This window comes from uncultured Aureimonas sp. (assembly GCF_913775355.1).
In the GTDB taxonomy this organism is placed as follows: domain Bacteria; phylum Pseudomonadota; class Alphaproteobacteria; order Rhizobiales; family Rhizobiaceae; genus Aureimonas.
In genome coordinates, this window is the sequence record NZ_CAJYIU010000097.1 from 1 (window position 1) to 14,144 (window position 14,144).

At 71.5% G+C, this 14,144-nt stretch carries 8 protein-coding genes; 2 read left to right on the forward strand and 6 right to left on the reverse strand.

The window, feature by feature from the left end; all coding sequences use genetic code 11:
- The first annotated feature begins 168 nt into the window (after positions 1 to 168).
- Positions 169 to 1,077, forward strand: coding sequence for an acetyl-CoA carboxylase, carboxyltransferase subunit beta (gene accD, locus QZ753_RS06790; RefSeq protein WP_294642167.1), 909 nt, complete (start codon positions 169 to 171; stop codon positions 1,075 to 1,077).
- Positions 1,078 to 1,085: 8 nt separating this feature from the next.
- Complete coding sequence (locus QZ753_RS06795) at positions 1,086 to 2,423, forward strand: folylpolyglutamate synthase/dihydrofolate synthase family protein (RefSeq protein ID WP_294642168.1); 1,338 nt, start codon at positions 1,086 to 1,088, stop codon at positions 2,421 to 2,423.
- A 64-nt stretch (positions 2,424 to 2,487) separates the two neighbouring features.
- Here the strand turns inward: QZ753_RS06795 and trxA are convergent, their stop codons facing one another.
- From trxA to QZ753_RS06825, 6 genes are all read right to left on the reverse strand, one after another.
- Positions 2,488 to 2,808, reverse strand: a complete 321-nt coding sequence (gene trxA, locus QZ753_RS06800; RefSeq protein ID WP_055893715.1) for a thioredoxin — start codon at positions 2,806 to 2,808, stop codon at positions 2,488 to 2,490.
- 128 nt (positions 2,809 to 2,936) lie between these two features.
- Positions 2,937 to 6,563: a double-strand break repair helicase AddA gene (gene addA / locus QZ753_RS06805; protein WP_294642169.1), complete on the reverse strand. Its 3,627-nt coding sequence runs from the start codon at positions 6,561 to 6,563 to the stop codon at positions 2,937 to 2,939.
- Positions 6,560 to 9,670, reverse strand: coding sequence for a double-strand break repair protein AddB (addB, locus tag QZ753_RS06810; protein WP_294642170.1), 3,111 nt, complete (start codon positions 9,668 to 9,670; stop codon positions 6,560 to 6,562). The genes addA and addB overlap by 4 nt, the downstream gene beginning before the upstream one ends.
- Positions 9,671 to 9,898: 228 nt before the next feature.
- On the reverse strand, positions 9,899 to 10,612 hold the full coding sequence (locus tag QZ753_RS06815) for a nucleotidyltransferase family protein (protein ID WP_294642175.1): 714 nt from the start codon (positions 10,610 to 10,612) through the stop codon (positions 9,899 to 9,901).
- A 66-nt stretch (positions 10,613 to 10,678) separates the two neighbouring features.
- A complete protein-coding gene (tsaE, locus tag QZ753_RS06820; RefSeq protein WP_294642171.1) occupies positions 10,679 to 12,232 on the reverse strand; it encodes a tRNA (adenosine(37)-N6)-threonylcarbamoyltransferase complex ATPase subunit type 1 TsaE in 1,554 nt (517 codons plus the stop codon).
- The coding region (locus tag QZ753_RS06825; protein WP_294642173.1) for a PAS domain-containing sensor histidine kinase at positions 12,229 to 14,144 on the reverse strand (1,916 nt) is incomplete at its 5' end. The genes QZ753_RS06825 and tsaE, both read right to left, overlap by 4 nt.

Below are 14,144 nucleotides of genomic sequence, written 5' to 3' on the forward strand. Positions count from 1 at the left end.
GGACGCCGGCCATGGTCGAGGCCGTCAGCGCGCTGGTGCGCGATCTCGCCGACGGCCTTCGGGACGCCCGCCTTGCGGCCGCCTGAAAAGGCCGCCATCTAGCAGTCGAAGGCCGGGCCGTCGCACCGCCGCGAGCCCGCCGCACGTGTTTCGAAGGACCAGGCTCCCGTGAACTGGATCACCAACTACGTCCGCCCGAAGATCTCGAGCCTTCTCGGCCAGCAGCCGCGCGAGGTGCCGGAAAACCTCTGGATCAAGTGTCCCGAGACCGGCGAGATGGTCTTCCACAAGGACCTCGAGGCCAACCAGTTCGTGATCCCGTCCTCGGGCTTCCACATGCGCATCGGTGGGCGCGACCGGCTGACGACCTTCTTCGACGACGGGATCTTCGAGGAGATCACGCTGGAGAAGGTGCCGGTCGACCCGCTGAAGTTCCGCGACGAGCGCCGCTATGTCGATCGCCTGAAGGACTCCAAGGCCAAGACCGGCATGGAGGATTCCGTCCTCGTCGCCTGCGGTGCGATCGAGGCGCTGCCGATCGTCGCCGCCGTGCAGGACTTCGCCTTCATGGGCGGCTCGCTCGGCATGGCGGCGGGCGAGGCGATCGTCACCGCGGCCGAGACGGCGGTGGAGCGCTCGCGCCCGCTCGTGCTCTTCGCCTCCTCGGGCGGCGCGCGCATGCAGGAGGGAATCCTGTCGCTGATGCAGCTGCCGCGCACGACGGTCGCCGTCGACATGGTGAAGGAGGCGGGGCTTCCCTACATCGTCGTCCTCACCAACCCGACGACGGGCGGCGTCACCGCCTCCTACGCGATGCTCGGCGACGTCCACATCGCCGAGCCGGGCGCCCTGATCGGTTTTGCCGGCCCGCGCGTCATCGAGCAGACCATCCGCGAGAAGCTGCCCGAGGGCTTCCAGCGCTCCGAATACCTGATGGAGCACGGCATGGTGGACATGGTCGTCCACCGGCACGAGCTGAAGGGCACGATCGCCCGCCTTCTCAAGGTGCTGACGAAGGCGCCGCTGGCCGTGCCTGCCGACGAGACGGCGCCGACCGCCGAACCAGCCGCCGCCTGACGCGTGCGATGAGTGCGACCAGCCTTGCGGCGGGCGAGATCGCCCGTCTCCACGAGCGCATGCCGAAGGGCATCGATCTCGGCCTCGACCGCATCCGCCGACTTCTCTCCGCGCTGGGCGAGCCGCAGAAGAACCTGCCCCCGGTGATCCACGTCGCCGGCACCAACGGCAAGGGATCGACGGTCGCCTTCGCGCGCGCGATCCTCGAAGCGGCGGCCAAGGGCGTCCACGTCCACACCTCGCCCCATCTCGTCGACTGGCACGAGCGCTACCGGATGGCCGGCACGGCGGGCGCGCGCGGCGCGCTGGTGGACGACGCGCTTCTCGCCGAGACGGTACGGCGCGCGGCGGCCGCCAACGGCGACGGGACGCTGACCGTCTTCGAGCTCCTCAGCGCCGTCGCCTTCCTCCTGTTTTCCGAGCACCCGGCCGATGCCGTGCTGCTCGAGGTCGGCCTCGGCGGACGTTTCGACGCCACCAACGTCGTGGACCGCCCGGCGGTGACCGCGGTCACCTCGATCTCGCTCGACCACCAGGCCTATCTCGGCGACCGCGTCGAACTGATCGCCGCCGAGAAGGCCGGCATCTTCAAGCGCGGCTCGCCCGTCGTGATCGGCCCGCAGACCGAGCCGACGGCGCTCGAGGTGCTGCGCGACCACGCCCGGCGCACGGGCGCGCCGGTCTTCATTCACGGCCAAGAGTTCCACGCCATCTCCGAGCGCGGCCGCCTCGTCTATCAGGACGAGTACGGGCTTCTCGACCTGGCCTTGCCGCGCCTTCCCGGACGCCACCAGATCGGCAACGCGGCAACCGCGATCGCCGCCGTGCGCGCCGCCGGCTTCAGCCCCAGCGCCACCGAGATCGAGCGCGGCATCGCGGCGGCCGAATGGCCGGGCCGCCTCCAGCGCATCACCGCCGGTCCGCTCGTCGCGCTGGCGCCGGAGGGCTCCGAGATCTGGCTCGACGGCGGACACAATCCGGGCGCCGGCCTCGTCATCGCCGAGGCGATGGCCGACATGGAGGAGCGGGTGCCGCGCCCTCTGGTTCTGATCGCCGGCATGCTGAACACCAAGGAGCCGAAGGGCTTCTTCGAGGCCTTCGCGGGCATGGCGCGCCATGCCTTCACGGTGCCGATCCGCTCGTCGGATGCTGGCGTCGACCCGGTGGTGCTGGCGGACGCGGCGCTGGAGGCCGGGCTCGACGCCGAGCCGGCGGCCGACGTGTCGGCGGCGATCCGGCGCGTCGCCTCGCACTGGCGCGGCGGGCCTGCCCCGCGCTTCCTGATCTGCGGCTCGCTCTATCTCGCGGGCGACGTCCTCGCCGAGAGCGGCCTCGCGCCGCGCTGACGCCTCATGAAAAAGCCCGCGGCCGGTGAGGGCCGCGGGCTTGGCGTTGCGACCGAGCGATAGCTCAGGCGGCGTTCTGGTTGATCCAGGCGAGAAGCTGGCTCTTGGCGGCGGCGCCGACCTTGACCACCGGCTCCTGGCCGGGGTTGAAGAGCATCAGCGTCGGGATCGAGCGCACGCCGAACTGCGCGGCGAGATCCGGGTTCTCGTCGATGTTGACCTTCACGATCGACACCTTGTCGTTCTCCTCGGAAATCTCCTCGAGGCTCGGCGCGATCATCTTGCAGGGGCCGCACCACTCCGCCCAGAAGTCGACGACGACCGGCTTGCCGGCCTCCAGAACGTCGGACTGGAACGAGGAACTGTCGGTCTTCTTGGTGGCCATGGGGCGCTCCGATGACGCAAGGGCCGCGACTTGGGCCATTGCGCGATGGTTCGAGAAAGAGCCGGCGCGAGGGAATCGCCTGAGGCCGGTCTCGGGTGATCCATAGGTAGAAGGGAGGGGCGGCCGGTTCAAGCCGCAGCGCCCCCCGCAGCGCTCCGGGCCGCCCGCTCGGCCAGCGCCTCGGCCATCACCCGTTCCGTCACCTCGATCAGCCGTGGCCCCTCGCTGTAGAGCAGCGCGGCCCGGATCCGCCGCCCTTCGAAGAGCGGACGCACCATCTCGGCATAGAGCGCGAGCTGCAGGAGATGGGCGGCGGGAACCTCACCCAGCGATTCGGGAAACGGTCTGTTCGTCTTGTAGTCGAGGATGTGGACGGCATCCGCCGTCACCGCCAGCCGGTCGATCGCGCCGCTGACGGCATAGCGTCGCCCGCCGAGCTCGATCTCGCCGGCCACCGCCACCTCGGCCCGGTTGCCGGGGCCGAAGAAGGGGGCGTAGGCGGGCTCGTCGAGGATCGCGAGCGCCTGGCCCGCGATGCGGTTGGCTTCCTCCTCGCCGAGCGCACGGCCCTCGCGCCGGGCGAAATCATGCGCTGCGGCCTCCCGCGCCTCCGGGGCGAGATCCGGCAGCGCCTGCAGCAGGCGGTGGAGAAGAAGGCCGCGACGCACGCCCGTGCCGGGCCGCGCCGCCGCGCCGAGCACCGGCGAGGCGGGCAGGGCTCCGTCGTCGTCCATCGCCGCAACCTCGATCCGGCTGCCGCCGGACGCCGTGGACGGCTGCAGCGGGCGGGGCGGCAATTCCTCGGGCGCCAGCTTCGACAGGTCGAGCGTGCGGAAGACCGGCGCGTCGGGCGCTGCCACCGGCGGGAGCGACGCGCCGTCGGGCTCCGAGCCGAGGCGCCAGGCAAGGGTCTCGCCGGTGGCCGCGTCCTTGATCTCGCGCGCATGCGGCCGGAGCGCCCCCTCGACCTTCTGCAGCCAGGATGCCTCGTCCGGTCCGCGCACGCCCGACAGGCCGCACACCACCAGCCGGTCGGCCGCACGCGTGAGGCCGACATAGAGGAGCCTTCGATACTCGTCCTCGGCGCGCGCGCGCTCGGCCTCGCGCAAGGCGGCCACCGCCGCATCGCGGGCCGACAGGTCGGGACACCAGAGGAAGCCCGGCGGCATGCCGGGAGGCCGGCCGGGCATGTCCGACCATTCCATGAGCTTGGCGCCGTGCGAATGGCTGAACGGGGCGGAGCCCGGATCGACCAGGAAGACCACCGGCGCCTCCAGCCCCTTGGAGGCATGCGTCGTCATTATGCGCACCTCGCCGCGCCCGTGCTCCATCTCGCGCTTGATCTCGGGCGGCGAGGCCGCGAGGTCGGCGAGGAACGCCTCCAGCCCGCCGCGCCCGGCCTGCTCCTCGGCGAGCGCCAGATCGAGGAACGCGTCCACCACGTCGCCGGCGTCGCGGCCGAGCCGCGCGACGAGCTTCGCGCGGCCTTCCTCGGGGCCGAGGATGCGCGCGAAGAAGGTGAAGACGGTCTCGAAGCCGGCGCGACGGCGGAGCTCCTCCAGCCGGTCGAAGGCCGAAGCTGCCTTGTCGCGCAGCCGCTCGCGCGCCGCGCCCGTCACGAAGGCGGGCACGCGTTCGGCGCCCCCCGGCCGGGCGAGGCGGCGTAACGCGAAGTAGAGCGCTTCGGGCTGCTGGGCGCCCTTGCGCGTCAGGGCGAGCGCCATCAGTTCGTCGTCGGTGAAGCCGAAGAGCGGGCTCTTCAGGACGGCGGCGAGTGACAGCTCGTCCTCGGCGTTCGACACGGTGCGCCCGAGCGCGACGAGGTCGGCGACCGCGATGTGGTCGGTGATCACCAGCCGGTCGGCGCCCGCGGCGGGAATGCCGGCCGCCCGCAGCGCCGCGCCCATCGCCGCGACGAAGCCGGAGCGCTTGCGAACGAGGATCAGGACATCGCCGGCATCGAGCGGGCGCAGCTTGCCCTTGGCGCGGATCGGCTGGCCGATCCAGCCCTTGATGCGGGCGGCGATGCGCGCGGCCAGACGATGGGCGGGCGAGGTCTCCGGCTGGAGATCGACGGGCGTCAGCCAGTCCTCGTGCTGGGGCACCGTCGCGGGCACGACGACCGGCCAGACCTCGATCAGGCCGGGATCGGCGGTGCGGGTCGATACATGGACGGGCGGGCCGTCCTCGGACTGGAGGCCGCGCCGGTCTGCGGGATCGGCGAAGACCTGGTCCACTGCCCGCAGGATGTCCGGCACGGAGCGGAAGGACTGGTGCAGCTCGACGGCCGCGAACGGCCGGTCGCCGCCCTCGGCGAGAGAGCGCAGATGACGCCGCTCGGCGTCGAACATCTCCGGCGAGGCGCCCTGGAACGAATAGATCGACTGCTTCTCGTCGCCCACCGCAAAGACCGTGCGCGGCCGGACGCTCGCCGAGGCGCCGGCGAAGAATTCCTCGACCAGCTGGCGGACCACCTGCCACTGGCGCGGACTCGTGTCCTGCGCCTCGTCGACGAGGACATGGTCGATGCCCTGGTCGAGCTTGAAATGGACCCAGGCCGAGGCGTCCGCGCGCAGGAGAAGATCGGCGGTGCGCACGATCAGGTCCTCGAAATCGAGCCGCCCGCGCCGGCGCTTGAGTGCCGCGTAGTCGGCCTCGAGCTTCTCGGCGATGGTGAGGGCCGCGCCGCTGGCGCGCGCAAGTCGCAAGGTGGCGAGCCGCTCGCGGCGCTCCTCTAGGAACTCGGCAAGCGTTTCCAGTCGCTCCTCGAAATCGGCGAAGAGCCCGGACACGGCCTTGGTCGCGACGCTCGACGCCTTATAGCGTCCGCCATCGGCCTTGAAGACCACCGAGCAGAGGGCGGCAAAGCGTGCCTCCGGCGTCGCGGCGGTCTCGACGAGGGCGATCTTGGCGGCGAGCTTCGCGTCGGTCGCCTTGCCGCTGCGCTCGGCGGCCTCGGCCAGAGCCTCGCGGAAATCCTCCTCGAAGCCCGGCGGATCGATCGCCGCACTGAGCGCGCTCGCCTCCGTTTCGCCGGGCTGGAGACCGAGCGCCCGGCGCAGGTGCTCCTCGGCCGCCTCGCGCCCGCCGACGGCTTCCAGATGCCGGCGCAGCCGGTCGCGGCGCTGGACGATCTCGCCGAGTAGCGCGTCGAGGCCCCATTCGCCCGCCATCGACAGGGCGTCGGCGAAGGCGTGCGCGATCGCCGCGTCCTCCGCGTCCTGCCCACCGGGATCGTCCGGGGTCGTGCGCGCACCCGAGATCAGCATGCGCCGGGCTTCTGCGAGAAGCAGCGCGCTCTCGGCGTCGTCCAGCACCTCGAAATGGCCGGGAATATTGGCTTCCAGCGGAAACTGGTGCAGCACCGCCTCGCAGAAGGCGTGGATGGTCTGGATCTTCAGCCCGCCCGGCGCCTCGAGCGCGCGGGCGAAGAGGCGCCGCGCCTCGGCGAGGCGTTCCCGCGACGGTGCGCGCTTGTCGAGATCGCCGATCGCCTTGGACAGCGTCGCCTCGTCCGTGACGGCCCAGTGGGAGAGGCGCGCGAAGACGCGCGTCTGCATCTCGGCGGCCGCCGCCTTGGTGTAGGTGAGGCACAGGATCTTGGAAGGCTCGGCGCCCGCCAGAAGCAGCCGCACGACGCGCTCGGTGAGGACGTGCGTCTTGCCCGATCCGGCGTTGGCGGCGACGAAGACCGAACGCGCGGGATCGGAGGCGATGCGCTGCGCCTCGATCGTGGCGGGAAGGATCTCGCTCATTCCGCGGCGTCCTCGTCCGCGGCGCCGGCCCCCGCCGCCGTCCATTCCCGTGCCCGGGCGAGATGGTCGTAGGGGCCGGAGAAGTCTCCGGCCTGGAAGGGGCGGGCGCGCGACAGGTAGCCCTTCTCCGGGTTGCGATAGGCGGCCGCCAAGCCCCGGAAGGCGCCGAGCGCGGCATCCGACAGGTCGTCGCCCGACTGCGGCTCGCCCGTGCGTCCGCCGTTGTGCGCGAGGCGCTCCTCGTAGAAGTCACGTTCGCGAAGGCGCACGTAGAGGAGGTCGCGAACGGAGGACACCGGGCCGAGCTTCTCGAAGCCGCCGAGTCGCGCCATCGCGCCTTCCAGCGGCAGCTGCGGGCTGAGGAGCGTGCGCGCCTGTTTCACCGACGGCGTGGTGCCGGTCTTGTAGTCGATGATCTCCACCGAGCCGTCGCGCATCCGGTCGATGCGGTCGGCATAGCCGTGGAAGCCGACGCCGATCCCGGGCAGGTCGAACGCACCCTTCACCTCGGTCAGGCGATCGGCGACGTCCGGCGCGCGCTCGCGCTCCCAGGCGATCATGTTGGTCGCCAGCGTCTCCATGCGCGGCCACCAGACGGCCTCGATCTCGGGCGGCAGCGCAGCGTCGTCGAAGGCTTCGCGCGCGATGGCAAGCAGCCGGTCCCGCGCGTCCTCGGCGCTCGGATCGATGCCGTCAGCCACGAAGCGGTGGAGGATCGCGTGGTAGAGGTCGCCCCGCTCCGGCGCGCCGGGCGCGCGGATCATCTCGGGGAGAGGATCGAGCCGCAGGACGCGGCGGGCGTAGACCGCATAGGGGTCGCGCACCAGCGTCTCGACCTCGGTGAAGGAATGGCGGATCGGCCGCCGGTCCACCGGGGGTTTGGGCTCCGGGCGCGGCGCGCGCGGTTCCTCCGGGCGCTCGTCGAGCCGGCGCGCATGGTGGAAGTAGGTCTCGCCGCGGGCGCGAAGCGCGCTCGCGCCCTCCGGTCCGGCCAGCGTCAGGATGCGCTGGAGCCAGCGCGAGGCGATGGCCGGCGCGCCGCCGGCGCGGTGCGAGCGCGCCATCACCACGCGCCGCGCGCCGAGCGCCATCCAGATGTCGTGGGCCGCAAGGCCGATGCGGCGCTCGGGCGGGTCGAGCTCGATCTCCGAGCGCATGATGCGCGACAGGAAGGCGTCGGAGCGCGCGGTGCCCGGCCACGTGCCCTCGTTGAGGCCCCCGAGGATCATCACGTCGACATTCTGCAGCCGCGCCTCCAGCGCGCCCCAGATGAAGACGCGCTGCGACAGGCCGCCGCGCGGCCGCACGTTGATCGAGCGCATCAGCGCCAGCGCCACGTCCGGCAGTTCGGGCGCGCGGAAGGCGAAGCCGGTCTCGGGTGCGGCGACGAAGGCGCGCAGCATGTCGCGGAGCGCCGCGCCCGCCTCTTCGGCGTAGAGCGCCGTCGGCGCGCCGTCCTCGCCCGCCGCCAACGCTTCCAGAACCCGCGTCAGGCAGACGGCGTAGTCGGCGAGCTCCTGCTCGCCCCCGTCGCGAAGGTCCGCGAGGGGCTGGAGCGCCGCCTCCAGCCGCTCGGCGAGCGCTTGCGCCCCGTCGCGGTCCTCGTCCGGCACCAGCTGCACGGGGCGCGGGGCGCGGCCGTCCTCGGCCTCCGCCGCCTTTCGGCGTTCGGCAAAGAGGCTCGCGAGCCTCGCCCCGTCCGCGACGCCGCAGCCGCCGCGCAGCGCGATCAGCTCGATCGTGCGCGCCGCCTCACGCGCGCGCGCGGCGCCAAGCCCGAGCCGCAGGAGCGGGTGCTTCAGGAGCGACAGGAGGGTGATCGGGTCGCCCGGCTCCAGCGCCACCGACAGTGCGAGCAGGCAGAAGGTGCCGGGGGGCGTTGCGTGCAGCGGGCGGCCGGCGGAATCGTTGGCGGCGATGCCGAAGCGCTCGAGCTCGGCCGACACGCGCCGGGCGAGGTTGCGGTCGGGCGTCGTGAGCGCGACGGTCGCAGCCGGCTCGGACAAGGCATCGCGGATCGCGACGGCGATCGCCAGCGCCTCCTCGCGCTCGTCCGCCGCCTCGATCAGCTCCAGCCCGTCCAGCGCCCCGCCGCCATGCCGGCGATCGGCATCGGCCCAGGCGTCGGTGGTTTCGGCCGGGCGCAGCGCGTCGGACAGGAATTTCTCGCGCGCCAGAAGCGGATGGCCCCGGTCGGGGCACAGGAGATCGATGCCGTCGCGCTCCACCAGAAGCCCTTGCAGGATGCGCTTCAGGGCATGCTGCGGATGTCCGGGCGCGGCGATGGAACGGGCGCGGTCGATCGCTTCGAAGCTTCTGTCGTCGAGATGGCAGTCGACGCCCGGCAGAATCACCGCGCCGTTCGGCAGGCCCGCCACCGCGCGCAGGAAGCGCAGCGTCGAGGGCGCCGTCGCCGTCGAGCCGGCGACGATGATCGGCCCGCGCGAGCCATCGGCCACCAGTCGCTCCGCTTCCGCGTCGAACCAGCGGCGCCTCAGTGTCGCGCGGTCCTCGACCCCGCGCTCCTTCAGGATCGCCGGCCACTGCCCCGACAGGATCGACAGGAAGGTCAGCGTCAGCTGCCACCATTCGGCGAGGCGGTCGGGCGCAAGGCCCGTCAGCTTGTGCAGCCCCGCCTCCTCCGTCACCGCCTCGTCGAGGAAGGTGCAAAGATCTTCCGCCGAGTAGAGCGCGTCCGCCGCCGAGGCCGGCAGCACGATCTCCTCGTTCGCGAGAAGCCGCAACGCCTGCCGGTTCAGCCCGTCCTTCCAGAAACGCACGAGCCGGGCGAGCAGGAGATGGCGCTCCAGAGGGTCCATCGCCGGCGCCATCGCAGCGCCGAGATCGACGAAGGCCGCCCCCTCATCGGCTTCCGCGAGCGTGCGGATCGAGGGCAGGATCGCCGAGCCGCCGCCCATCGCCCGCGCGAACTCACCCGCCAGCGAACGCGCCGCACGGCGCGTCGGCACCAGGATGGTCAGTCCGGCGAGCGCCAAGGGATCGGCGGAAAAGTCCTCGCCCGGCAGGAAACGCCCATCCAGCACCCCGCGCGCCAGCGTCGGCAGGAATGGCAGGGCAGGAGCGATGGAAAAGACATGCGAGGGCATCACGGCCACCCTAGCCGAGCGGGTGGGGTGGGCGAAAGGGCTTGGCGGGGCTGCCGCCCCGTTCCCCGCTCGGGAAGGAATTTCCCGAACCCTTCTTTTCGTTTGAGACCTTTTCCGAGACGGGTAGGGGCCGGCGGCCCCGACCCGTCTCGGACACGCTTCGAACGAGGAGGGGGCCAGAGGAAATCATTTCCCCTGGCGGGGCTTGGGGCAGAGCCCCATTCAGCCTTAAGCCCGCTCGGCCCGCGTCGCGCTGGCGGTGAAGGCGGCCTCGGCCTCGGCGATGGCGCAGGGGGTGCCGACGGTGATCCACAGCCCATCGAGGCGCACGCCGAAGAGGCGCTCGGCCTCGATGGAGCGGTCGAAGACGCGGTTGAGCGAGAAGGTCTCCTCCGGCAGATCGCGGAAGAGATCGGGCTTCAGGATGCCGGCGCCGGCGTAGATGAAGGGGCTCATGTCGCGCTCGGCGACGCGGCGCAGGCGCCCCTCGCGGTCCATGGTGAAGTCGCCGCGCCCCTCATAGCCGGTGGCCTGCCGCATCTCGGCGATGAGGAGGCTCATGTCGGCGTCGGCCGGGTTCCAGAGGTCGGCGAGGAGGTCGAGGTTGTCGCGGTAGCCGTCGATCCAGAACGTGTCGGAGTTGATGAGGTAGAACGGATCGTCGCCGATCAGCGGCAGGGCGCGCACGATGCCGCCGCCCGATTCAAGCAGTTTGTCGCTCTCGTCGGAGACCAGCACCTCCATGTCGCGGCGCTTGCGCAGGTGGGCGCGCATGAGGTCGGCCATGTAGTGGACGTTGACGACGACGCGCTCGACGCCGTTTCGGGCGAGCGCGTCGAGGCCGTAGTCGATCAGCGCCTTGCCGCGGATCTCGACCAGCGGCTTCGGGATGGTCGAGGTGATCGGGCGCATGCGCTTGCCGAGACCCGCGGCGAGGATCATCGCGGTCTTCGGCTTGGGGGCGCGGGGCGGGCGGGCGGGAATGATGCGGGCGTTCACGTCGGGCTCTTAGCGGGATGGGGCGTCGGCTTCGTCCAGAAGGTGCCATGCCTCGTAGAGGCTGGCCAGTTCGCCGAGCGCCGGGTGGGTCAGGATCGTCCTGAGATAGGCTTTAATCCGGGGAATGTGACGCAGGTATTGCGGTTTGCCGTCGCGCGCGAGAAGCCGGACGAAGATGCCGAGAATCTTGGTCTGGCGCTGCGCCGCCATGATCGCATAGGCGGTCGCGAAACCGGTCTCGTCGAAGGCGGGGTCGACAGTACGGCGCGCGTCCACGTAGGCGGCGCGCAGGCGGGCTTCCAGCGCCGGCTCGATCGTCACGCGCGGGTCGTGGGCGAGGGCGGCGACGTCGTAGGCGGAGGGGCCGACCATCGCGTCCTGGAAGTCGAGGAAGGCGATGCGGTCGATCCCCTTCCGCCCGGCGCGCCAGACGAGGTTGGGCGCCTGCACGTCGCGCTGGACGAGGTGGCGCTCGGCATCGTCGAGGACGTGGAAGAGCCGGGACCAGACGGCTTCGAACGCGGCGCGCTCGGCCTCCGTCACAGGGCGGCCGAAGACATGCGGAACGTACCAGTCGACGAGGAGGCTCGCCTCGATCGCCATGGCGGCGTGGTCGAACGGCGGCACCTCGTAGGGACGGTCATCGGGAAGCGCGAGATGCGGATCGAAGGGTGTCGCGTGGAGATGGGCGAGCGCCCGCATCGCCGTCTCGTAGCGCTCCGGGATCGGTCGACCGTCCGCATCGAGGACACCCTCGCGGCCGAGATCCTCCATCAGGACGAAGCCGCGGGCCGTGTCGAAGGCCTCGATGCGCGGCGTTGCCAGCCCGCGGGCGCGCAACGCCTCGGCAACTGCGACGAAGGGCACGGTGTTGCGGGCCGAGCGGGCGATCTCGGCATAGGCGCGCCCGTCCCGCACCGGGGGGCCGAGCACGAGATCGGGCGAATCCATCAGGATGAGCGGCCGCCCGGCCGCGGTCGTCAACACCTCGTAGCGGCGGGCGGAAGCATCACCCGGAAAGGGCTTGCGGTCGGCGTCGCCCTCGCCGGCGGCCGCGACAAACGCGTGGAGCGCGAGCGGCCGTTCGATGCGCGCTGCAGCCTCGGGAAGCGCGTGTATCGTCACCTGCCGACCGCCGCCGGGGCGGTCCGCCAGCGTGAGGCGAAGGTTGGCGGCGCGCAGGACGTCCGGCGCCTGCTCCGGCCATTCGGCGAGTACGATGCCGGTCTCGGCCGCCTCGTCGAAGCCGAGTTCCACGAGTTCGTCGGGATCGCCGATCCGGTAGAGGTCGAAGTGGCTGATGCGCGGGCGTGTCGGATAGAGCTGCACCAGCGTGTAGGTGGGCGAGGGGACTTCGAGATCGGGATCGCCCGTCACGGCCCGGATGAGCGCCCGGGCGAGCGTCGTCTTGCCGGCCCCGAGCGGCCCCGACAGAGCCACGACGTCGCCCGTGTTGAGGAGCGGCGCGAGGAGCCGCGCCAGCCGGAGGGTCGCGGCCTCGTCGGGAAGGTCCAGCGTGAAAGAGCGGGTCTCGTCGGCGGCCGCGCCGGAGCCGGTCGTCATTCGGCGGCGAGGTCCTGCTCGTCACGGCCGAGCGGAAAGCGGCAGGTCACGGTGGTGCCGCCCTTCGGGCCCGACTGGATCTCCACCCGGCCGCCGTGCAGCTCGACGAAGGAGCGCACGATCGACAGGCCGAGCCCGGCCCCCGACTGCCGCCCGCCGGACGGATTGGTCTCGAAGCGCTCGAACAGGCGCGCGACCTCGCCGGGCGCGATGCCCGGCCCCTGGTCGGAGACGCTGAACACCATCTCGCCGTTGCTGCGCACGGCCTTGAGGTTCACCGTCGAGCCCGCCGGCGCGAAGTTGGCGGCGTTCGACAGGAGGTTGAACAGGATCTGCGTGACGCGGTGCCCGTCGGCCCGGAAGGTCGAGCCGGCGCGGCTGAGGTCGATGTTGAGGATGATGTCGTTCTCGCGGAACCGGTCGCGCACGCCGTCGGCGGCGTGGCCGACCGTGCCGGCGACGTCGACGTCGGTGAGGTCGAGGTCCATGATGCCGGCGTCGATCGTCGCAAGATCCAGGATGTCGTTGACGATGGTGAGGAGCGACGAGGTCGAGGTGCCGATATAGTCGAGATATTCCGACTGGCGGTCGTTCAGCGGCCCCGTCTCGGGCGAGCGCAGGAGCGCGGAGAAGCCGATGATGTTGGTCAGCGGCGAGCGCAGCTCGTAGTTGACGTGCTGGACGAAGTCGCTCTTGAGACGCGCGGCGTTCTCCAGCGCGTCGTTGCGCTCGCGCAGCATGCGCTCGGCCTCGCGCGCGTCCGAGATGTCGGTGAAGGTGAGCATGGTCTGGCCGTTCGGCAGCGGCACGATGCCGTAGGCCTGGACGCGACCGTCCGACAGCTCGATCTCGCCGCTCTCCGCTTCGCGCGCGCCCTCGTCGAAGGCGGTGACGGCATGGGAGAAGGTCGCCCAGGTCGGGCCGGCCTCGCCACCGAGCGGCGCGCGGATCGAGACCGAGGCGGTGGCCGCGAAGGAGCGGATGTGCGGCTTGGCGGCCAGGAACTCGGCCGACAGGCCCCAGAGTTCAGCGAAGATCGGGTTGGACAGGCGCAGGCGTCCGTCCTGGCCGAACACCGCGACGCCCTCGCGCAGGAAGTCGAGCGTCTCGCCCTGCAGGCGTACCAGCGCGTTGAGGCGCGATTCCAGCTGAAGCTTCTCGGTAAGATCCTCGAACACCCAGCTCGCGCCGCCGCGCGGCTCGGGGCTGGCGAAGACGCGCAGCGTGCGCCCGTCGGTCAGGTGCCAGAGCGCCTCGGTCGGCTGCGTCGCGCGGTGCGCGGCGAGGATGTCGGCCTTGACGTCGCGCAAGGGGCGGTCGTCCGGCAGGATGCCACGCGAGCGCAGCTGATCGAGGATGCCGATGTGGTCGGGCGCGGTCTCCAGATAGGTCGTCGACAGGTCGAACAGCCGGGCGAAGGCCGCGTTGTGATAGAGGAGACGCGTCTTGTCGTCGAAGCGCGCGATGGCGGTCGTCAGCTGGTCCAGCGTCTCGGAGTGCGAGCGCACGGTCTCGTCGAGCTCGCGCCGGATCGCCTCGGCATCTGAGATGTCGATCGCGAGCCCTGCCGCGCCGAACGGGCCGGCCGCATCGACGACGTGGAAGTTGCGCCGGTCGGCCTCGACCACGGCGCTGAGCCGGTCGCTGAAATGGCTGGCCTGACGGCGCGTCGCGGCGATGCGGGTGCGGTCCTGCTCGTTCAGGAACTCGGTCTGCGCGGTAACGGCGCCGGTGACGCCCGGCGCATCGACGGCCTTGGCGTAGGCGTCGTTGACCCAGATCAGTCGCTCGTCGGCGTCGCGCACCCACATCGGCAGGGGCGCCGCGTCGAACAGCGACTGCATCGTCTCGATCATGCCGTTGGTGCGGGCGTTCTCCACTTTAAGCGCCGCCAGTTCCTCGCGCAGGCCCG